This is a genomic window from Streptomyces sp. NPDC051740 (assembly GCF_044453165.1).
GTDB classification, from domain to species: Bacteria; Actinomycetota; Actinomycetes; order Streptomycetales; family Streptomycetaceae; genus Streptomyces; species Streptomyces atrovirens.
In genome coordinates, this window is record NZ_JBITCL010000007.1 from 190,651 (window position 1) to 209,106 (window position 18,456).

The following is an 18,456-nucleotide window of genomic DNA, read 5'->3' on the forward strand; positions in this document are numbered from 1 at the left end:
GGACAAGGCGCGAAGATCCCAGAGCCGTGGAACGGGCCACCCGCGGGAGGGAAGAATGACGGTATGGCCGACACCGAAGCCCTGCGTGCCCGCTTCGCCCGCGCCCTGGAAGGGGCCCGCGGGCCCGGTGGCGGTTCGGACCCGTCGCCGTACGCCGACAACCTGATCGGGCGCTGGCAGGAGCCCCAGCGGCACTACCACACGCTCACCCACCTGACCGCCGTCCTGGACCACATCGACGTGCTGGAGGAGTACGCCGACGACCCGGACGTCGTACGGCTCGCCGCCTGGTTCCACGACGCGGTCTACCTGCCGGACCGGTCCACCAACGAGGAGCGTTCCGCCCGGCTCGCCGAGCGGGCGCTCCCCGAGGCCGGGGTGTCCGCGGAGAGGACCGCCGAGGTGGCCCGGCTGGTGCGGCTCACCGTCACGCACGATCCGGCCGACGACGACCGGGACGGGCAGGTGCTGTGCGACGCCGACCTCGCGGTCCTCGCCGCGTCGCCGTCGTCGTACGCCGCCTACACCGCCGCCGTCCGCGAGGAGTACCACTTCGTGCCGAACGACGCGTTCCGCGCGGGACGGGCCGAGGTGCTGCGGCAACTCCTCGCCCTGCCACGCCTGTTCCGTACGCCGTACGGGCGGGAGCACTGGGAGGCCACCGCCCGCCACAACATGCGCGGCGAGCTGGAAATGCTGTCGACCCCGGCGGCGCCGCCCGCCTAGCCTGCCCCGCATGCATGCCTTGGGAGCGGAACAGGTCGAGGAAGCCGTCGCGGACTGCGTGGCGGCGCTGGGGGCGGTCACCGACCGGGACTGGACGGGGGTACGGGCCGGGCGGCTGGAGTGGGACTGCCGGGAGACGGCGGCGCACATCGCGAGCGATCTCATCGCGTACGCGGGGCAGATCGCCGGGCGGGCGCAGGACGCGTACGTGCCCTTCGAGATCACCCTCGACGGCAGCGAGGACGGCCTGGACGCCGCCGACAACGCGGGTGCCCTCCAGGTGATCACCACGACCGGCGCCCTGCTCGCCGCCGCCGTCCGCACCACCCCGCGCGCGGTCCGCGCCTTCCACCCGTTCCCCTTCCGGCACGCGAACCGCGAGGGCTTCGCCGCGATGGGCATCGCCGAGGTGCTGCTGCACACGCACGACATCGCCGAGGGAATGGGCATCGGCTACGAGCCGCCGGCCGAGCTGGCCGCCTTCGTCCTCACCCGGATCTTCCCGCGGGTCAAACCGGGGCCCACGCCGTGGCGGACGCTGCTGTGGGCCACCGGGCGCGGCGATCTGCCGGGCCGGGAACCCGTCACCGAGTGGAAGTGGAGCAACAACCCCGTGCTCCGGTCGGAGCGGCTCCTGCTGGAGGGCGTCACCCCCGCGGTCGCGGCCGAACTGTCCCTCGCCGGTGACGGCGGGTTCCACTGGGTGGACTCGGGCCCTTTCGAGGGGACGCGGGAGGGCGCCGGGATGCTGCTCAAGCAGTACGAGGAGGGTGTCTTCCACCCGGAGTGGGCCATGTACGTACTGGTCCGGCGCGAGGACGACCGCGCGGTGGGCGCGATGGGGTTCCACGGCGTCCCGGACGAGGACGGCAGGGTGGAGATCGGCTACGACCTCTCCGTGGACGCCCGCGGCAACGGCTACGCCACCGAGGCGCTGCGCACCCTGTCGGCGTGGGCGCTCGCGCGGGACAGCGTACGGACGGTGGCCGCCGTGGTCGACGAGGAGAACGTGCCCTCACAGAAGGTCGTCACCCGGGCCGGTTTCACCGAGGTGTCCCGGCAGGAGGGGCAGGTCTCCTACGAACTCCGCGGCTGAACCGCGCCCTTGCGGCGCCGCAGCCCCGCCCCGTGCAGCAGCCGCACCACCTCGCGGCTGCTGACCTCGACCGCCCCCGCGCGCACCGCGTCGGCGTACCGGTGGGCGGGGACGTCGTAGTGGTCGCGTTCGAAGGCGCGGCGGGGGACGCCCAGGCCGTCGGCGAAGGTGTGCAGTTCGTCGTAGGAGAGGTCGCTGACGAGGTGGGACCACATCCGGCCGTGGCCCGGCCAGGTGGGCGGGTCGATGTAGACGGTCACGAGGGGACCGCTCCGCCCAGCCGGCCCACCGCCGCGACCTTCACGCCCGCCTTGTGGCACACCCAGTGCGGATCGGGGCCGAGTTCCGGTTCCACGTCCAGCGCGTGCGGGTCGCCGGTGCCGCAGACCGGGCACAGCGGCCAGCGCCCGTGCCGCTCCAGCAGGGCGTCCTGTACGTCCTGGGCGACCAGGCCGGCGAGGAACCCGGAGCCGTCCGGCCACTGCTCCACCCACCAGCGCCGGTGCGTGACGGACTCCTCGACGAGGGACACCACGTCCGCCTCGGCGACCTCGCGCGCGGCCAGATCGGCGAGCACGAGGGCGCGCGCCGCGTGCAGGGCTTGTTCCAGGGGGCTGACCGGACGGGGTCCGGGGGTGCCGGGTTCGCCGGGCGGATCGTGGGGGTCCATGCCCCCTATTGTGCGCACCCTTGACCGCACGACCGGAACGAAAATATCTTTCATGCCGTGACCCGTGAAGTGAAGGAAATTTTCGGGAACGGTCCGGGCGGCGGTACGCCCTCCCCTCCCGCGCCCGCCGCCCTGGCGGCCAAGGTGCGCACGCTGGCTCCGTCGATGACCCGCTCCATGCGGCGGGTCGCCGAGGCCGTCGCCGACGACCCGGCCGGCTGCGCGGCCCTCACGGTCACCGGACTCGCCGAACTCACCGGCACCAGCGAGGCCACCGTCGTACGCACCGCCCGTCTGCTCGGCTACCCCGGCTACCGCGATCTGCGCCTCGCGCTGGCCGGGCTCGCCGCCCAGCAGCAGTCCGGGCGCGCGCCCGCCATCACCACCGACATCGCGGTGGACGACCCCATAGCCGACGTCGTGGCGAAACTCGCCTACGACGAACAGCAGACCCTCGCCGACACGGCGGCCGGACTGGACACCGTGCAGCTCGCCGCCGCCGTGACCGCCCTGGCCGGCGCCCGCCGCACCGATGTGTACGGGGTCGGCGCGTCGGGGCTCGTCGCCCAGGACCTCACCCAGAAGCTGCTGCGCATAGGCCTGATGGCGCACGCCCACAGCGACCCGCACCTCGCCGTCACCAACGCGGTGCAGCTGCGGTCGGGAGACGTGGCGATCGCCGTCACGCACTCCGGGTCGACCGGGGACGTCATCGAACCGCTCCGGGTGGCCTTCGAGCGCGGGGCGACGACGGTGGCGGTCACCGGACGCCCGGACGGTCCCGTCACCCAGTACGCCGATCACGTCCTGACCACGTCCACGGCACGGGAGAGCGAGTTGCGGCCGGCCGCGATGTCGTCCCGGACGGGGCAGTTGCTGGTGGTGGACTGTCTGTTCGTGGGGGTCGCCCAGCGGACGTACGAGTCGGCGGCGCCGGCGCTGTCCGCTTCGTACGAGGCTTTGGCGCACCGGCACCGGGTGGTTCGCAAAGGACCGTAGGACCGCTCCAGCGTGGTGATCTGCGGGTCGTCTGTGGCTGTTCGCGCAGTTCCCCGCGCCCCTAGGGATGTTGTACTGCCCCACACCGGGAAGAAACCGAAGAAAGCCGCACTGCCATGACTTCCGCCTCCCACCACCGCGACCTCCGCTCCCAGTTGGAGACCCTCACCACCGAGGCGTTCCGGCCCGAGTTGGCCGATGTCGACCGGTTGCCCACCCTCGACATCGCCCGGCTGATGAACGGCGAGGACGCCGCGGTGGCCGGGGCCGTGGGCGAGCGGGTGCCGGCCATCGCCGCCGCGATCGACGCCGTCGCCGAGCGGATGGGCCGGGGCGGGCGGCTGATCTACGCGGGTGCGGGTACCGCCGGCCGGCTGGGGGTGCTGGACGCCTCCGAGTGTCCGCCGACCTTCAACACCGATCCGGCGCGGGTCGTCGGCCTGATCGCGGGCGGTCCCGACGCCATGGTCACCTCGGTGGAGGGGGCCGAGGACTCGCGCGAGCTGGCCGAGGCCGACCTGGCCGCGCTGGAGCTGACCGCCGACGACACGGTGGTCGGTGTCTCCGCCTCCGGCCGGACCCCGTACGCGGTCGGCGCCGTCGCGTACGCCCGTGCGCGCGGTGCCCTCACCGTGGGCCTGGCCTGCAACCGGGGCAGTGCGCTGGCGGCGGCGGCCGAGCACGGCATCGAGGTCGTCGTGGGCCCGGAGTTCCTCACCGGTTCCACGCGCCTGAAGGCCGGTACGGCGCAGAAGCTGGTGCTGAACATGCTGTCGACGATCACGATGATCAGGTTGGGCAAGACGTACGGGAACCTGATGGTCGACGTGCGGGCCTCCAACGAGAAGCTGCGCGCCCGTTCCCGCCGTATCGTCGCGCAGGCGACGGGCGCGGCGGACGACGTCGTCGAGCGGGCCCTGACCGCCACGGACGGCGAGGTCAAGCACGCGATCCTGGTGATCCTGGCGGACGTGGACGGTCCGACGGCCGCCCGCCTGCTCGCGGAGTCCGACGGCCGTCTGCGCGCGGCACTCGCCAGGGCGCGGGAGTAGAAGGAGTCCGTGGGCGGATACTGGAGAGCACCCGACCCGGAGACGAACCATGAACCACGCGCAGCTCACCGCCCTGGGCCGCGCCCTGCGCGTGCTCGGGGAGCACGGCGAGGCGCTGTCCGCCGACACCCCGGACGCCCGGCTGCACGAAGTGAAGGACGACCTGCGGCGGGCCCTGGACCTGCTGGAGGAGAGCGTCACCACGGCCGTGCCCAGCACGCGCTGCGCCGAGCACCCGACCGGACCGGTCGACAAGAGCGCCCCCGACCTGTGTCTGCTCTGCGAGACCCGGCGCCGCACCGCCCGCCGCTCCGAGTTCAACGGCCCGGCCCCGCAGGCCCGGCCCGCCGGGCCCGTGCAGTCCCGGTACGGGGTGCGCGGTGACCGGCCGCAGCCGCAGCAGCGCTGGCTGCCGGAGCTGTGGAACGGGCAGACGTGGCAGCTGTGCGGCACCCCGCGCCGGGACCGGCGCGAGGCGGAACTGTTCGTCGCGGCGCAGCGACGCGGGCCCCGGCCCGCCATGGCGTACCGGATCGTCCACGAGTTCACCGACTACGAGGTGCTGCGCGTGTGGGGAACACCGGCCAGGATCGACATCGAACCGATGGGCGGCAATCCCTGAAGGGGCGCGGGGAACTGCGCACGGGGGTCTGGGGGCGAAGCCCCCAGGGACGGGAAGGGAAGGGGCGGCGGGGGCGAGAAACACCACCGCGGGCAACCGCGGCTCCCGGACCCACCACGGCAACGGCCGCCGCCCCGGCATCCCCGGGACGGCGGCCGTCCTTCGGCTGCGCCGACCGTCCCTACGCCTTCGACGGCTCCACCGCACGCCCGGCGACGACCGCTTCCTCCGCCCCCGCGGCCCGCTGCCGCGGAATGAAGCCGGCGATGACGAAGCCGAGCAGCGCCGCCCCGGCCCCGAGCGCCAGCACCGTACGGAAGGCGTCCTCGGACGGCAGCGCGAACCCGCCGAACTCCGTGGTCATCTGGGCCAGGACGACACCGGCGACGGCACTGGCGACGGAGGTGCCGATGGACCGCATGAGGGTGTTGAGGGCGTTGGCGGCACCCGTCTCGGAGGCGGGCACGGCGCCCATGATCAGCGTGGGCATCGCACCGTAGGTGAAGCCGATGCCGGCGCCGATGACGCAGGACGCCAGCACGAAGTGCCAGACCTCGCTCATGAGCAGGACGTTCAGGCCGTAGCCGACGGCCACGATCAGGGCGCCGATCATGAGCGTCACCTTCGGGCCCTTGGCGCGGGTGACGAGCGCGGAGACCGGGGCCAGCGCCATCATCACCAGGCCGGACGGCGCCATGACCAGACCGGCCGTCAGCAGCGACTGGCCCAGGCCGTAGCCGGTCTCCTCCGGGAGCTGCAGCACCTGCGGGATGACCAGGGACATCGAGAACATCGCGAAGCCGATGGCGATCGAGGCGAGGTTGGTGATCAGCACCTGGGGGCGGGCCGTGCTGCGCAGGTCCACCAGCGGCTGGTCGTTGCGCAGCTCGTAGAAGCCCCAGGCCAGCAGGACCACGACGGCCGCCGCGAACAGGCCGAGGGTGGTGCCGCTCGCCCAGCCCCAGTCACCGCCCTTGGAGATCGCCAGCAGCAGGCAGATCAGTCCGGCCGCCATGCCGAGCGAGCCGGGCAGGTCGAACCGGCCACCGGTGCGCACCTTCGACTCCGGCACCATGATCAGCACCAGGACCAGCGCGACCACGCCCAGCGCGGCCGAGATCCAGAAGAGCATGTGCCAGTCGAAGTTGTCGGCGATGAGCGCGGCGACGGGCAGGCCGAGGGCGCCGCCGACACCGAGCGAGGCGCTGATCATCGCGGTGGCCGAGCCCAGCTTCTCCGCGGGCAGTTCGTCGCGCAGGATGCTGATGCCGAGCGGGATCACACCGGACGACAGGCCCTGCAGGGCGCGTCCGACGATCATCGGGACCAGGGAGTCGCTGAGTCCGGCGACCACGGAGCCGACCACCAGCATGGCCATGCTGACCAGCAGCATGCGGCGCTTGCCGTACATGTCGCCGAGGCGGCCCATGACGGGCGTGGCGACGGCGGCGGCGAGCAGGGTGGCGGTGATGGCCCAGGCGGTGTCCGCGGCGGAGGCGTTCAGGTACTGCGGCAGTTGCCCCACGATCGGGATCACCAGGGTCTGCATCAGCGAGACCACGATGCCGCCGAAGGCCAGTACGGGCACTACGGCACCGGTCTTGGGCGGCGCGGCGGTGCCGGGCGTGGGGGAACGGTCGAGTGCGTCGGACATGAAGGAGGTCTCCGTCGGGACTCAGGCCAATACTTGACTCAGGCAACTTTAAGGCGATTGATTGACTTAAGCAAATTAAAAGCGGGTGACGTGCGGATGGCGCCCCCGCTTCCGGGAGCGCCATCGACCGGCTCGGCCCGGCATCCGCACGGACCCCGCCCCGTACGACGCCAGCTCAGCGTCCGCACGGACGCCGGCTCGTACGGCGCCAGCTCAGCGTCCACACGGACCCCGCACCGTACGACGCCAGCTCAGCGTCCACACGGACCCCGCACCGTACGACGTCAGCTCAGCGTCTGCATGGACGCCGGCTCGTACGGCGCCAGCTCGTCGAAGCGGCCGGCCAGCACCTTGGCCGCCCAGTTCGGGTCCTGGAGCAGCGCGCGGCCCACGGCGACGAGGTCGAACTCGTCCCGCTCCATCCGGTCGAGCAGGTTGTCGATGCTGCCCAGCTCGGCGCCCTGCCCCTGGAAGGCCTTGAGGAACTCGCCGTTCAGCCCGACGGAACCGACGGTGATGGCGGGCCTGCCGGTCAGCTTCTTCGTCCAGCCGGCCAGGTTGAGGTCGGAGTCCTCGAACTCGGGGAGCCAGTAGCGGCGCGTGGACGCGTGGAAGGCGTCGACACCGGCCGCTGCGAGCGGGGCGAGGATCGCCTCCAGTTCCTGGGGCGTCTCGGCGAGCCTGGCGTCGTAGGCGTCCTGCTTCCACTGCGAGTAGCGGAAGATCACGGGGAACTCGGGCGACACGGCGGCACGCACCGCCGCCACGACCTCCGCCGCGAACCGCGCGCGGGCCACCGGGTCACCGCCGTAGGCGTCGGTGCGGCGGTTGGTGCCGGACCACAGGAACTGGTCGATGAGGTAGCCGTGGGCGCCGTGCAGCTCCACGCCGTCGAAGCCGATGCGCTCGGCGTCGGCGGCGGCCCGGGCGAACGCGGCGACGACGTCGTCGATGTCGGTCTGCGTCATCGCCTCGCCCTTGCCCTCGGTGCCGTCCGTGCGCACCCCGGACGGGCCGACCGCCGGGGCCTCGGGGTACGGCGCCTGGCCCTGCTCGCGGACCATGCCGATGTGCCAGAGCTGCGGCACGATCGTGCCGCCCGCCGCGTGCACCGCCTCGGCGACCTCCGCCCAGCCCGCGAGCTGCTCCTCCCCGTGGAACCGCGGCACCCGGTCGCTCAGCCCGGCCGACTCGTGCCCCACGTACGTCCCCTCGGTGACGATCAGCCCGACACCGGCCGCGGCGCGACGGGAGTAGTACGACACCACGTCCGCACCGGGCACGCCGCCCGGCGAGAACATCCGGGTCATCGGTGCCATGGCGATGCGGTTGGGGACGGTCAGGCCGTTGATCGTGACGGGCCGGGAGAGGATCCCGGCGGCTCGGGCGGCGGTGTCCGGGGAGGTGGTGGTCACGTGGGGGCTCCTCTGTTTCGAATACCGATCAGTATGTGTACGTGCATTAAATGCACGCTCAGCATCAACCGGGAAGCGGGGAGGGGCATTCCCCTCGGGCCCCGGACGTGACCCCGGTCACGGGACGCCTTCCCGCGCACCGGGGTACGGTCGCCCGATGAGAGCACGCCTCCTGCGCTTCGGCCTGTACGCGGACGAGGAAGGGCTGGCGTGGGCCGGCTCGGTCGTCGACCGGGCCACAGCGCTCCGGAACGCCCGGGCCGTCGGCCGGGACGTCGTCCGCACGCTCCCCGGCAGCGGGACGACGACCGCCGACCTCTACGACCACCTGGCGGAACAGTGGGCCTGGGAACACCCGGGCCAAAGCAGCGGCGCGCGAAAACCGGTCGAGCTGCGCGTCCGTCTGGTGTGCTCGCTGCGGACCTGGCGGGCGGTCCGCAAGGCGGTGCTGCGGGGCCTGTGCCCGCGGGGCGCGGCGCCGCACGTCTGCCGCGTGCCGTGGTGCGCCGCCTGAAACGCCCGAGGGCGGCACCCCCTGTCGGAACAGGGGGTGCCGCCCTCGGTCGTACGACGGACTGATCCGATCCTCGAAAAGGATCAGAAGTCCATGTCACCGCCCGGCATGCCGCCGCCGGCCGGGGCCGCGGCCTTCTCCGGCTTGTCGGCGATGACGGCCTCGGTGGTGAGGAACAGCGCGGCGATGGAGGCGGCGTTCTGCAGCGCGGAGCGCGTCACCTTCGCCGGGTCGATGATGCCCTCGGCGATCATGTCGACGTACTCGCCGGTCGCGGCGTTCAGGCCGTGGCCGACCGTGAGGTTGCGGACCTTCTCCACGACGACGCCGCCCTCGAGACCACCGTTGACGGCGATCTGCTTCAGCGGGGCCTCCAGGGCGAGCTTCACGGCGTTGGCGCCGGTCGCCTCGTCACCGTCGAGCTCCAGCTTCTCGAAGACCTGGGAGGCCTGCAGCAGGGCCACGCCACCACCGGCGACGATGCCCTCCTCGACGGCCGCCTTGGCGTTGCGCACGGCGTCCTCGATGCGGTGCTTGCGCTCCTTGAGCTCCACCTCGGTGGCGGCACCGGCCTTGATGACCGCGACACCGCCGGCGAGCTTCGCCAGGCGCTCCTGCAGCTTCTCGCGGTCGTAGTCCGAGTCGCTGTTCTCGATCTCGGCGCGGATCTGGTTCACGCGGCCCTGGACCTGGTCGGCCGAGCCGGCACCGTCGACGATGGTGGTCTCGTCCTTGGTGATGACGACCTTGCGGGCCTTGCCCAGCAGGTCGAGCGTCGCGTTCTCCAGCTTGAGGCCGACCTCCTCGGAGATGACCTCGCCGCCCGTGAGGATGGCGATGTCGCCGAGCATGGCCTTGCGGCGGTCGCCGAAGCCCGGGGCCTTGACGGCGACGGACTTGAAGGTGCCGCGGATCTTGTTGACGACCAGGGTCGACAGGGCCTCGCCCTCGACGTCCTCGGCGATGATCAGCAGCGGCTTGCCGCCCTGCATGACCTTCTCAAGGAGCGGGAGCAGGTCCTTGACGTTGGAGATCTTGGAGTTCGCGATCAGGATGTACGGGTCGTCGAGGACGGCCTCCATACGCTCCATGTCGGTGGCGAAGTACGCCGAGATGTAGCCCTTGTCGAAGCGCATACCCTCGGTGAGCTCCAGCTCCAGACCGAAGGTCTGGGACTCCTCGACGGTGATGACGCCTTCCTTGCCGACCTTGTCCATGGCCTCGGCGATCAGCTCGCCGATCTGGGTGTCGGCGGCGGAGATGGAGGCCGTGGAGGCGATCTGCTCCTTGGTCTCGACATCCTTCGCCTGCTCGAGCAGGGCACCGGAGACGGCCTCGACGGCCTTCTCGATGCCGCGCTTCAGAGCCATCGGGTTGGCGCCGGCGGCCACGTTGCGCAGACCCTCGCGCACCAGGGCCTGGGCGAGGACGGTCGCGGTGGTCGTACCGTCACCGGCGACGTCGTCCGTCTTCTTGGCGACTTCCTTGACCAGCTCGGCGCCGATCTTCTCGTACGGGTCCTCGAGCTCGATCTCCTTGGCGATGGACACACCATCGTTGGTGATCGTGGGGGCGCCCCACTTCTTCTCGAGGACGACGTTGCGGCCCTTGGGGCCGAGCGTCACCTTGACGGCGTCCGCGAGCTGGTTCATGCCGCGCTCGAGGCCGCGCCGCGCCTCCTCGTCGAACGCGATGATCTTGGCCATGTGAAGTGGTCCCTCCAGGACTGGGGGTGATTCCTTCGGACCGCGCCCGCGCCCGCGACGGACGGCTCGCCGGCCCCGTGGTTCCTTGCCCCACACGGCCCGCGGGCCTCACCGACCCGGTCCTTCGTTGTCACTCTCACCTTCAGAGTGCTAACGCAATGATTAGCACTCGACCCATGCGAGTGCAAGCGCCTATGGGGAGTACACGGGGGCGCTCGGCCGTACGCGAACACCGCTCGGCCGCGCGCGGGCACGGCGCGCGGGCACGGCGAAGGGCCCGCACCCCTGGAGGTGCGGGCCCTTCGTCGGCAGAAGATGCTTGCGGCTGGTAGCGCGTTCAGGCGCTGAGACGAACCATGTCGGCCTGTGGGCCCTTCTGACCCTGCGAGATCTCGAACTCGACCCGCTGGCCTTCTTCGAGGGTGCGGTAGCCGTCCATCTGGATCGCGCTGTAGTGGACGAAAACATCCGCACCACCGTCGACCGCGATGAAGCCGTACCCCTTCTCCGCGTTGAACCACTTGACGGTGCCCTGAGCCATGCCTAACTCCCCTATTACTGGCCCTTGCACAGATCCGCACTTCGCGGATCCGGGTCAGACCTCACTCCCCAACGGTTGGGGGCGTGCGCCGGAACGCGTCGACCGCGGCTGAATGTATCTGTCCAACTGCCGTCTGCAACAGGTCAATCGGACGAGAAATCTGGACGACGCCGGTCCGGAATGTGGCGAGAATTCGCCTCAATCCAGGGCAAGTCGGGCCGCGCAAAGGTCACAAATGCCGCGAAGGGTGCCCACACTTTGGCTACATCCAGTCGGGCCCGCGGCAGGAATTCAGTGTTTCCGATCAGTGGATCGGGAGCGCGTTCCCCAACTCTATCGCGCTCAACCCCATGGAATTGCCCCCTCCGCTTCTCTTACGGAGGGGGCGAAGTCCCAGACGCTCGGTAATCGTCATTACCGAAGGTAATGATCAGCCGCCGGCCACCGCGGGAATGATCGACACACCGGCCCCGTCCGGGGTGGCCGTCTCGAGCCCCTGCTCGAACCGCACGTCGTCGTCATTGACGTAGACGTTCACGAACCGCCGCAACTTGCCCTGATCATCCAGCACCCGGGCGGCGATCCCGGTGTGGTTCTTCTCCAGGTCCGAGATGACCTCGCCAAGGGTCGCCCCTTCGGCGCTCACTTCGGCCTGCCCACCGGTGTACGTACGCAGGATGGTGGGGATACGAACAGTCACGCTCACGACAAAACCTCCGGAAGGGACAGCGCCCTAGGGGCGCGGGGAACTGCGCGACCAGCCACAACGGCCCCGCAGACGAACGACTCAGACAAGCCCGGCTTCACGGAACGACTCGAGGCTCGGACGGATCGTCGCGGTCAACCCCGTGCCGGCGACCGCGTCCAGCGTCTTCAGACCATCCCCGGTGTTGAGCACAACGGTGGTCAGAGACGGATCGAGCGCCCCGCTCTCGAGAAGCTTCTTCGTCACGCCGACCGTGACACCCCCCGCGGTCTCCGCGAAGATCCCCTCCGTACGCGCCAGCAGCTTGATCGCGTCGACGATCTGCTCGTCGTTCACGTCCTCCACCGCCCCGCCCGTCCGGCGGGCGATGTCCAGCACGTACGGCCCGTCCGCCGGGTTCCCGATCGCCAGCGACTTGGCGATCGTGTCCGGCTTCTGCGGACGTACGACGTCGTGCCCCGCCTTGTACGCGGTGGACACCGGCGAGCACCCCTCGGCCTGCGCCCCGAAGATCCTGTACGGCTTGTCCTCGACCAGCCCGAGCCTGATCAGCTCCTGCAGTCCCTTGTCGATCTTCGTGAGCTGGGAGCCGGAGGCGATCGGGATCACGATCTGGTCCGGGAGCCGCCAGCCGAGCTGCTCGCAGATCTCGTACGCGAGGGTCTTGGACCCCTCCGCGTAGTACGGCCGCAGGTTGACGTTGACGAAGCCCCAGCCCTCGCCGGCCGGGTCGCCGATCAGCTCGGAGCAGAAGCGGTTCACGTCGTCGTAGTTGCCCTCGATGCCGACGAGCTCACCGCCGTAGACGGCGGCCATGACGACCTTGCCCTGCTCCAGGTCGTGCGGGATGAACACGCAGGACCGGAAGCCCGCCCGGGCCGCGGCGGCGCCGACGGCGCCGGCGAGGTTGCCGGTGGAGGAGCAGGAGAGGGTGGTGAAGCCGAAGGCGCGGGCGGCCTCGATGGCTTGGGCGACGACGCGGTCCTTGAAGGAGTGCGTCGGGTTGCCGGAGTCGTCCTTGACGAACAGCTTGCCGGCGTCGACGCCCAGCTCACGCGCGAGGTTGTCGGCCTGGACGAGCTTGGTCCAGCCGGGGTTCAGGTTCGGCTTGGTCGCCACGTCCGCCGGGACGGGCAGCAGCGGCGCGTAGCGCCAGATGTTCGCGGGTCCCGCTTCGATCCGCTTGCGGAGCTCCTCGGTGTCGTGGGCCGAGAAGTCGTACGCGATCTCCAGCGGGCCGAAACACTCCTCGCAGGCGAAGACGGGGCCGAGGGGGACGCGGTGCCCGCATTCGCGGCAGGAGAGCGCCGCGGCCGGACCGAGGTCTACGACGGCGGAATCGGTGGTGCTTGCAACAGTCTGCACAGCCATGGAGGCGAGGCCCTTTCTCCTCATCTTCCTCACGACGCACTTCGCCGTGAGACGGATTTGGCACCTTCCCTAGCCGGGAGCCTCGCCACGTCCGTGTGACAAGAACCGACTGGAGGGTTGCCGGGGCTTCATCGGGCCGTATCCCTCTGCCCCTCTGGATGAGCGGTGTTCAGTTGTCGTCCGCGCGGTGACCCCGGCATGCGGTGGTCATCGGCGTTGTTCAAGACTGTAACCGAAGGCCTGCATGGTTGAGATAGTCGTCCGTACCGCGAGATGGATCACAGGCCAGTGAGGAGCCCGGGACCGTGCTGGAAGAAGTCGAGCGCTGGCTGACCGACCGTTCCTGGTCCGTGGCCGACCGCCCGCTCCACCGGATCCTGGCGGCGAAACGCGCGACGGGTCAGACGGTGAGCGTGGTGCTGCCCGCGCTCGACGAGGAGGCGACGGTCGGCGAGATCGTGTCGGTGATCCGGCACGACCTGGTGCTCCAGGTCCCGCTGGTCGACGAGGTGGTGGTGGTCGACTCGGGCTCGACCGACCGCACGGCCGAGGTGGCGGCGGCGGCGGGCGCGAGAGTGGTGCACCGGGACGCGATCCTGCCCCGGATACCGGCGGTGCCCGGCAAGGGCGAGGTGCTGTGGCGCTCCCTGCTCGTCACCCGCGGGGACATCGTGTGCTTCGTCGACGCGGATCTGCGGGAGTTCTCCTCCGACTTCGTCTCCGGCATCGTCGGCCCGCTGCTCACCGAGCCGGACGTGCACCTGGTCAAGGCGATGTACGACCGCCCGCTGGGCTCTGCCGCCGGTCAGGGCGGCCGGGTCACGGAGCTGATGGCCCGCCCGCTGCTGAACATGCACTGGCCCCAGCTCGCCGGCTTCGTCCAGCCGCTCGGCGGCGAGTACGCGGCCCGCCGGAGCCTGCTGGAACAGCTCCCGTTCCCGGTCGGGTACGGCGTCGAGCTGGGCATGCTGGTCGACGCCCTGCACCTGGTGGGCCTGGACGCCCTCGCCCAGGTGGACGTCGGCGTCCGCATCCACCGCCACCAGGACGGCCAGGCCCTCGGCCGGATGGCCGCCGCGATCTACCGCACCGCCCAGCTCCGCCTGGCCCGCGGCCATCTGATCCGCCCGTCCCTGACCCAGTTCGAGCGCACCGGCGACAACTTCGAACCCCGTACGTACTCCGTGGACACGGAGGAACGGCCGCCGATGGCGGAGATCGCGGAGTACCAGGCGCGAAGGGTGGCCTGACCCGTACACGGCCGATCCGTGCGTTTGAGGCCCCTGGGACCGGGCTAGGTTGCAGCGTATGGCTGTCACGCAGGGTGCTCAGGTGCTGGTCGCGTCGAATCGCGGGCCCGTCTCGTACACGGTGGAGGACGACGGTTCGCTGCGGACCGGGCGGGGCGGTGGCGGGCTGGTGTCCGGACTGTCGGCGATCGGGCCGGACGCGGGGGCGCTGTGGGTGTGCTCGGCGCTGTCCGACGGCGACCGCGAGGCGGTGCGGCGCGGGGTCGGCGAGGACGGCGTGCGGATGCTGGACATCCCGGCGGACGTGCACGCGGACGCGTACAACGGGATCGCCAACTCGGTGCTCTGGTTCGTGCACCACATGCTGTACCAGACGCCGCTGGAGCCGGTCTTCGACGCGGAGTTCCGCCGGCAGTGGGCGTCGTACGAGGCCTACAACCGGGCGTTCGCCGAGGCGCTGGCCGAGGAGGCGGCGCGGGGTGCGGCGGTACTGGTCCAGGACTACCACCTGACGCTCGTCCCCGGGATGCTCCGCGAACTCCGCCCCGACCTGCGCATCGCGCACTTCTCGCACACGCCGTGGGCGCCGCCGGAGTACTTCGCGATGCTGCCCGACGACATCGCGCGGCAGGTGCTGCGCGGGATGCTCGGCGCCGACCGGCTCGGCTTCCTCACCCACCGCTGGGCGGACGCGTTCACCGCGTGCTGCGAACGCTTCGCGGACGGCCTCGGGGACACGCGGATCGGCGTGCACGGTCTGGGGGCCGACGCGGACTTCCTGCGCGCCCGCGCCCACGAGGCGGACGTCGAGGAGCGGATGACCGCGCTCCGGGAGGAGATCGGCGAGGGGCGCCGGACGATCGTCCGGGTCGACCGGACCGAGCTGTCGAAGAACATCGTGCGGGGCCTGCTGGCCTACCGGCAGCTCCTGGAGGACCGTCCCGAGTGGCGCGAGCGCGTCGTGCACGTCGCGTTCGCCTACCCCTCCCGGCAGGACCTCGCCGTGTACCGCGACTACACCGCCGAGGTGCGGCGGGTCGCGGAGGAGATCAACGAGCGGTACGGCACACCGGGCTGGCGGCCGGTCGTCCTGCACGTCAAGGACGACTTCGCGCGCTCGCTCGCCGCGTACCGGATGGCGGACGTGGCGCTGGTCAACCCGATCCGCGACGGCATGAACCTGGTCGCCAAGGAGGTCCCGGTCGTCTCCGACGCGGGCTGCGCGCTGGTGCTGTCGCGGGAGGCGGGCGCCCACGAGGAGCTGGGCGAGGACGCGCTCACGGTCAACCCGTACGACGTCGTCGGGACCGCCGAGGCCCTGCACGAGGCCCTGACGATGGGCCCGGACGAACGCGCCGAGCGCGCCGAGCGCCTGTCCGCGGCGGCGACCGCGCTGCCTCCGGCCCGCTGGTTCCTGGAGCAGCTGGACGCGCTGCGGGACGGAACGCCCGGCTGACCGGAGGTATGGCCGGTCACACAGGCGTGCGAGGGGGCGGGCGCGGATAGGTTGGACGGTATGGCCAGCCATACGGATTCCACGGAGCCGAACGCCACGCCGACGCCCGCCACGCAGGCCGGGCGGGAAGGGCTGGAGGCGCTTCTCTCCCGCCCGGGGAAGGCACTGATCGGGCTCGACTTCGACGGGACGCTCGCGCCGATCGTGGCCGATCCCGAGCAGGCCCGCGCGCACCCGGACGCGGTCGGCGCGCTCGCCGCGCTCGCGCCCAAGGTGGCCGCGGTCGCGGTCGTCACCGGCCGGCCGGCGGGGGTCGCGGTCCGCCATGGGGGCTTCGCGGGCGTTCCCGGCCTCGGACACCTCGTCGTTCTCGGCCATTACGGAGCCGAGCGCTGGGACGCCGTCACCGGCACGGTCACCGCGCCCGCCCCGCACCCCGGGGTCGCCGCCGTCCGCGCGGAGCTGCCGGGGGTGCTCGACCGGGTCGGCGCGTGGCAGGGCACGTGGATCGAGGAGAAGGGTGGCCGGGCGGTGGCGGTCCACACCCGCCGGGCCACCGACCCGCAGGCCGCGTTCGAGGCCCTGCGCGAGCCGCTCGCCGACCTCGCCACCCGGCACGGTCTGATCGTCGAGCCCGGCCGCATGGTGCTGGAGCTGCGTCCGCCCGGGATGGACAAGGGCGTCGCCCTGATGGAGTACGCCCGGGACATCGGCGCCGAGTCGGTCCTGTACGCGGGTGACGACCTGGGCGACCTGCCCGCCTACACGGCCGTCGACAAGCTCCGCTCCGCCGGCACTCCGGGGCTGCTGGTGTGCAGCGGGAGCGACGAGGTGGCGGAGCTTCGGGAACGGGCGGACCTGGTGGTCGACGGGCCGGCGGGGGTGGTGGGGCTGCTGCGGGGGTTGGCGGGGCGGATGCGCTGACCGGGTTTTTTCGCCCCCGCCGCCCCTTCCCGTCCCGAAACTGGGGCTCCGCCCCGGACCCCAGCTCCTCAAACGCCGGAGAGGCTAATTTTCAGCCCCTCCGGCGTTTGAGGAGCGGGGGTCCGGGGGCAGCGCCCCCGGGGACGGGAACGGGAAGGGGCGGCGGGGCGATCAACGCTCGGTGCGGCGGGTCTCCCGTACGCGGCGCAGACGGTTGACCGTCACCGGGTCGTGGGCGAGGGCCCGGGGATCGTCCAGGAGCGCGTTCAGGAGCTGGTAGTACCGGACGGGAGCCAGCCCCAGCTCCTCGCGGATGACGCGTTCCTTGACGCCGGGACCGGAGAAGCCCCGACGTTCCAACGCGAGGATGTCCTGCTCGCGCCGGGCGAGCCCCCCGGCTCCCTGCTCCTCGTCCCCCGTGCCCATGCCCCGCAGACTACTCCGCGCTCTCCGCGCGCGTCGCCGTCGCCTGGAGTGCGCCGAGGACGCCGGCGGGGCTGCCGCCCGGGGCGACCGCCTTGCCGATCTGCTTCTTGACCGCCGCGTTGACCACCGCCCAGGAGGTGTTGCCGACCGGGTAGAGCTCCGAGGTCACCAGCTGGTCGAGGAAGGGCTTGAGGTCCTTGTCCTGGTCGGACGCGGCCATCGTTTGGGACGCGGAGGTGGTGACCGGCAGCAGGTTGTACTCGCGGGAGAAGTCGAGCACGTTCTCCTCGCTGTAGACGAAGTCGAGGAACTCGCCGACCTGGTCGCGGTGGCCGTTCTTCTTGAAGGCCATCATCCAGTCGGCGACACCGAGCGTGACCGGGCTCTCGCCGTCGACGCCCGGCGTCGGCACCATGCCGAACTCCACGCCCTTCGCCTTCGCCGTCTCCATCAGCGAGGGGTGCCCGTTGAGCATGCCGACGTCCCCGGCGGCGAACGCCGCGAACGCCTCGGCCCGGTCGAGCTTGCCGGGCGCGACGGGACCGGTCAGGCCCTTGCCGACCAGCTCGTCCTTCAGCCAGGAGAAGGTCTCGACGTTCTGCGCGGAGTCGATGCTGTACGTGCCCATGAGGTCGGTGTAGCCGCCGTCGCCGCTGAGCAGCCACTGCATGGTCTCGGCCTGTGCCTCCTCCGGGCCGAGCGGCAGCGCGTACGGGTACTCGACGCCCTCCGCGTCGAGCGCCTCGGCGGCCTCGGCGAGCTCGTCCCAGGTCTGCGGCGGGGTGATGCCGGCCTCGGCGAACAGCTTCTTGTTGTAGAACAGCACGCGCGTGGAGGAGGCGAACGGCAGGCCGTACTGCACGCTGTTGACCTCGCCCGCGGTGGTCAGCTGGGCGAGGAAGTCCGCCTGGACGGGGATGGAGAGCAGGTCGTCGGCCTTGTAGAGCTCGCCCTCGGCCGCGTAGTCGGCGTACGCGCCGATCTGCGCCATGTCCGGCGGGGTGCCCGCGTCGACCATCTCCTTGACCTCGCGGTCGACGTCGTTCCAGGAGTAGACGTCCACGTCGATCTTCACATCGGGGTGCTTGGACTCGTACCGCTCGACCAGGTCGGCCCAGTACTTCTCGGAGCTGTTGGCCGCGCTGTCGCCGTAGTCGGCGGCGACCAGCTTCAAGGTCACTTCGGAGGACCCGCCACCGAGTCCGCATCCGCCGAGGACTCCCGTCAGCCCCAGTGCGGACACCACCGCGATCGTCCTTGTTCTGACCCGCCGCTGCACTTGCCTCGCCCCTGCTCCGGCGCGTCCGCGCCATCCGAAACGTTTTCGA

At 71.3% G+C, this 18,456-nt stretch carries 19 protein-coding genes and 1 riboswitch; of the genes, 9 read left to right on the plus strand and 10 right to left on the minus strand.

The window, feature by feature from the left end; translation table 11 throughout:
- Nucleotides 1-63: 63 nt before the first annotated feature.
- On the plus strand, nt 64-726 hold the full coding sequence (locus ACIA6T_RS14435; protein WP_399446823.1) for a hypothetical protein: 663 nt from the start codon (nt 64-66) through the stop codon (nt 724-726).
- A gap of 10 nt (nt 727-736) precedes the next feature.
- Nucleotides 737-1,822 (plus strand): GNAT family N-acetyltransferase, encoded by a 1,086-nt coding sequence (locus ACIA6T_RS14440; RefSeq protein WP_399446824.1) that lies wholly within the window; start codon nt 737-739, stop codon nt 1,820-1,822.
- On the opposite strand, the gene ACIA6T_RS14445 is transcribed toward ACIA6T_RS14440, so the two are convergent.
- A complete protein-coding gene (locus ACIA6T_RS14445) occupies nt 1,804-2,082 on the minus strand; it encodes a DUF4031 domain-containing protein (RefSeq protein WP_399446825.1) in 279 nt (92 codons plus the stop codon). The two genes, ACIA6T_RS14440 and ACIA6T_RS14445, sit on opposite strands and share 19 nt — an antisense overlap.
- Nucleotides 2,079-2,492, minus strand: coding sequence for a hypothetical protein (locus tag ACIA6T_RS14450; protein ID WP_399446826.1), 414 nt, complete (start codon nt 2,490-2,492; stop codon nt 2,079-2,081). The genes ACIA6T_RS14445 and ACIA6T_RS14450 overlap by 4 nt, the downstream gene beginning before the upstream one ends.
- Before the next feature lie 57 nt (nt 2,493-2,549).
- Between ACIA6T_RS14450 and ACIA6T_RS14455 the strand changes: the two genes are divergently transcribed.
- The 3 genes from ACIA6T_RS14455 (at nt 2,550) to ACIA6T_RS14465 (ending at nt 5,165) form a co-directional block, all read left to right on the plus strand.
- The gene (locus ACIA6T_RS14455) at nt 2,550-3,491 is read left to right on the plus strand and encodes a MurR/RpiR family transcriptional regulator (protein WP_399446827.1); all 942 of its coding nucleotides are present in this window, start codon (nt 2,550-2,552) and stop codon (nt 3,489-3,491) included.
- A 116-nt stretch (nt 3,492-3,607) separates the two neighbouring features.
- Nucleotides 3,608-4,543, plus strand: a complete 936-nt coding sequence (gene murQ / locus ACIA6T_RS14460; protein ID WP_399446828.1) for an N-acetylmuramic acid 6-phosphate etherase — start codon at nt 3,608-3,610, stop codon at nt 4,541-4,543.
- 49 nt (nt 4,544-4,592) lie between these two features.
- Nucleotides 4,593-5,165, plus strand: a complete 573-nt coding sequence (locus tag ACIA6T_RS14465) for a hypothetical protein (protein ID WP_399446829.1) — start codon at nt 4,593-4,595, stop codon at nt 5,163-5,165.
- A 181-nt stretch (nt 5,166-5,346) separates the two neighbouring features.
- Here ACIA6T_RS14465 and ACIA6T_RS14470 read toward each other — a convergent pair whose 3' ends face one another.
- Both ACIA6T_RS14470 and ACIA6T_RS14475 read right to left on the minus strand, forming a co-directional pair.
- Nucleotides 5,347-6,819 (minus strand): MFS transporter, encoded by a 1,473-nt coding sequence (locus ACIA6T_RS14470; protein ID WP_399446830.1) that lies wholly within the window; start codon nt 6,817-6,819, stop codon nt 5,347-5,349.
- A gap of 284 nt (nt 6,820-7,103) precedes the next feature.
- Nucleotides 7,104-8,234, minus strand: coding sequence for an NADH:flavin oxidoreductase (locus ACIA6T_RS14475; RefSeq protein WP_399446831.1), 1,131 nt, complete (start codon nt 8,232-8,234; stop codon nt 7,104-7,106).
- A 157-nt stretch (nt 8,235-8,391) separates the two neighbouring features.
- On the opposite strand from ACIA6T_RS14475, the gene ACIA6T_RS14480 reads away from it, so the two are divergent.
- Nucleotides 8,392-8,748, plus strand: a complete 357-nt coding sequence (locus ACIA6T_RS14480) for a hypothetical protein (protein ID WP_399446832.1) — start codon at nt 8,392-8,394, stop codon at nt 8,746-8,748.
- An 83-nt stretch (nt 8,749-8,831) separates the two neighbouring features.
- Here ACIA6T_RS14480 and groL read toward each other — a convergent pair whose 3' ends face one another.
- The 4 genes from groL to thrC form a co-directional block, all read right to left on the minus strand.
- Nucleotides 8,832-10,454 carry a chaperonin GroEL gene (groL, locus tag ACIA6T_RS14485; RefSeq protein WP_399446833.1) on the minus strand — a complete coding sequence of 541 codons (1,623 nt, stop codon included), beginning with the start codon at nt 10,452-10,454 and terminating at the stop codon, nt 8,832-8,834.
- Between the two features lie 337 nt (nt 10,455-10,791).
- Entirely contained in the window at nt 10,792-10,995 is a 204-nt protein-coding gene (locus ACIA6T_RS14490) for a cold-shock protein (protein ID WP_004929928.1), read from the minus strand.
- A gap of 430 nt (nt 10,996-11,425) precedes the next feature.
- Entirely contained in the window at nt 11,426-11,701 is a 276-nt protein-coding gene (locus ACIA6T_RS14495) for a ubiquitin-like small modifier protein 1 (RefSeq protein ID WP_030864454.1), read from the minus strand.
- Between the two features lie 81 nt (nt 11,702-11,782).
- Complete coding sequence (thrC, locus tag ACIA6T_RS14500; protein ID WP_399446834.1) at nt 11,783-13,072, minus strand: threonine synthase; 1,290 nt, start codon at nt 13,070-13,072, stop codon at nt 11,783-11,785.
- Between the two features lie 17 nt (nt 13,073-13,089).
- A riboswitch (SAM riboswitch) is annotated at nt 13,090-13,237 on the minus strand.
- Between the two features lie 140 nt (nt 13,238-13,377).
- Here thrC and ACIA6T_RS14505 point away from each other — a divergent pair.
- The 3 genes from ACIA6T_RS14505 to otsB are packed head-to-tail and all read left to right on the plus strand — an operon-like array spanning nt 13,378 to nt 16,702.
- Nucleotides 13,378-14,322 (plus strand): glucosyl-3-phosphoglycerate synthase, encoded by a 945-nt coding sequence (locus tag ACIA6T_RS14505; protein ID WP_399446835.1) that lies wholly within the window; start codon nt 13,378-13,380, stop codon nt 14,320-14,322.
- A gap of 58 nt (nt 14,323-14,380) precedes the next feature.
- A complete protein-coding gene (locus tag ACIA6T_RS14510; RefSeq protein WP_399446836.1) occupies nt 14,381-15,778 on the plus strand; it encodes a trehalose-6-phosphate synthase in 1,398 nt (465 codons plus the stop codon).
- A gap of 60 nt (nt 15,779-15,838) precedes the next feature.
- A complete protein-coding gene (gene otsB, locus ACIA6T_RS14515) occupies nt 15,839-16,702 on the plus strand; it encodes a trehalose-phosphatase (protein WP_399446837.1) in 864 nt (287 codons plus the stop codon).
- Nucleotides 16,703-16,873: 171 nt separating this feature from the next.
- Here otsB and ACIA6T_RS14520 read toward each other — a convergent pair whose 3' ends face one another.
- Both ACIA6T_RS14520 and ACIA6T_RS14525 read right to left on the minus strand, forming a co-directional pair.
- Nucleotides 16,874-17,128, minus strand: a complete 255-nt coding sequence (locus tag ACIA6T_RS14520) for a DUF3263 domain-containing protein (RefSeq protein WP_399446838.1) — start codon at nt 17,126-17,128, stop codon at nt 16,874-16,876.
- Between the two features lie 10 nt (nt 17,129-17,138).
- Nucleotides 17,139-18,407 (minus strand): extracellular solute-binding protein, encoded by a 1,269-nt coding sequence (locus ACIA6T_RS14525; protein WP_399446839.1) that lies wholly within the window; start codon nt 18,405-18,407, stop codon nt 17,139-17,141.
- Nucleotides 18,408-18,456: the final 49 nt, after the last annotated feature.

Bases quoted from the DNA above. Each gene is read 5' to 3' on its own strand.
- ACIA6T_RS14435 (WP_399446823.1), top strand. From the start codon at position 64: ATGGCCGACACCGAAGCCCTGCGTGCCCGCTTCGCCCGCGCCCTGGAA.
- ACIA6T_RS14440 (WP_399446824.1), top strand. From the start codon at position 737: ATGCATGCCTTGGGAGCGGAACAGGTCGAGGAAGCCGTCGCGGACTGC.
- ACIA6T_RS14450 (WP_399446826.1), bottom strand. From the start codon at position 2,492: ATGGACCCCCACGATCCGCCCGGCGAACCCGGCACCCCCGGACCCCGT.
- murQ (WP_399446828.1), top strand. From the start codon at position 3,608: ATGACTTCCGCCTCCCACCACCGCGACCTCCGCTCCCAGTTGGAGACC.
- ACIA6T_RS14465 (WP_399446829.1), top strand. From the start codon at position 4,593: ATGAACCACGCGCAGCTCACCGCCCTGGGCCGCGCCCTGCGCGTGCTC.
- ACIA6T_RS14470 (WP_399446830.1), bottom strand. From the start codon at position 6,819: ATGTCCGACGCACTCGACCGTTCCCCCACGCCCGGCACCGCCGCGCCG.
- ACIA6T_RS14480 (WP_399446832.1), top strand. From the start codon at position 8,392: ATGAGAGCACGCCTCCTGCGCTTCGGCCTGTACGCGGACGAGGAAGGG.
- groL (WP_399446833.1), bottom strand. From the start codon at position 10,454: ATGGCCAAGATCATCGCGTTCGACGAGGAGGCGCGGCGCGGCCTCGAG.
- ACIA6T_RS14490 (WP_004929928.1), bottom strand. From the start codon at position 10,995: ATGGCTCAGGGCACCGTCAAGTGGTTCAACGCGGAGAAGGGGTACGGC.
- thrC (WP_399446834.1), bottom strand. From the start codon at position 13,072: ATGGCTGTGCAGACTGTTGCAAGCACCACCGATTCCGCCGTCGTAGAC.
- ACIA6T_RS14510 (WP_399446836.1), top strand. From the start codon at position 14,381: ATGGCTGTCACGCAGGGTGCTCAGGTGCTGGTCGCGTCGAATCGCGGG.
- otsB (WP_399446837.1), top strand. From the start codon at position 15,839: ATGGCCAGCCATACGGATTCCACGGAGCCGAACGCCACGCCGACGCCC.
- ACIA6T_RS14520 (WP_399446838.1), bottom strand. From the start codon at position 17,128: ATGGGCACGGGGGACGAGGAGCAGGGAGCCGGGGGGCTCGCCCGGCGC.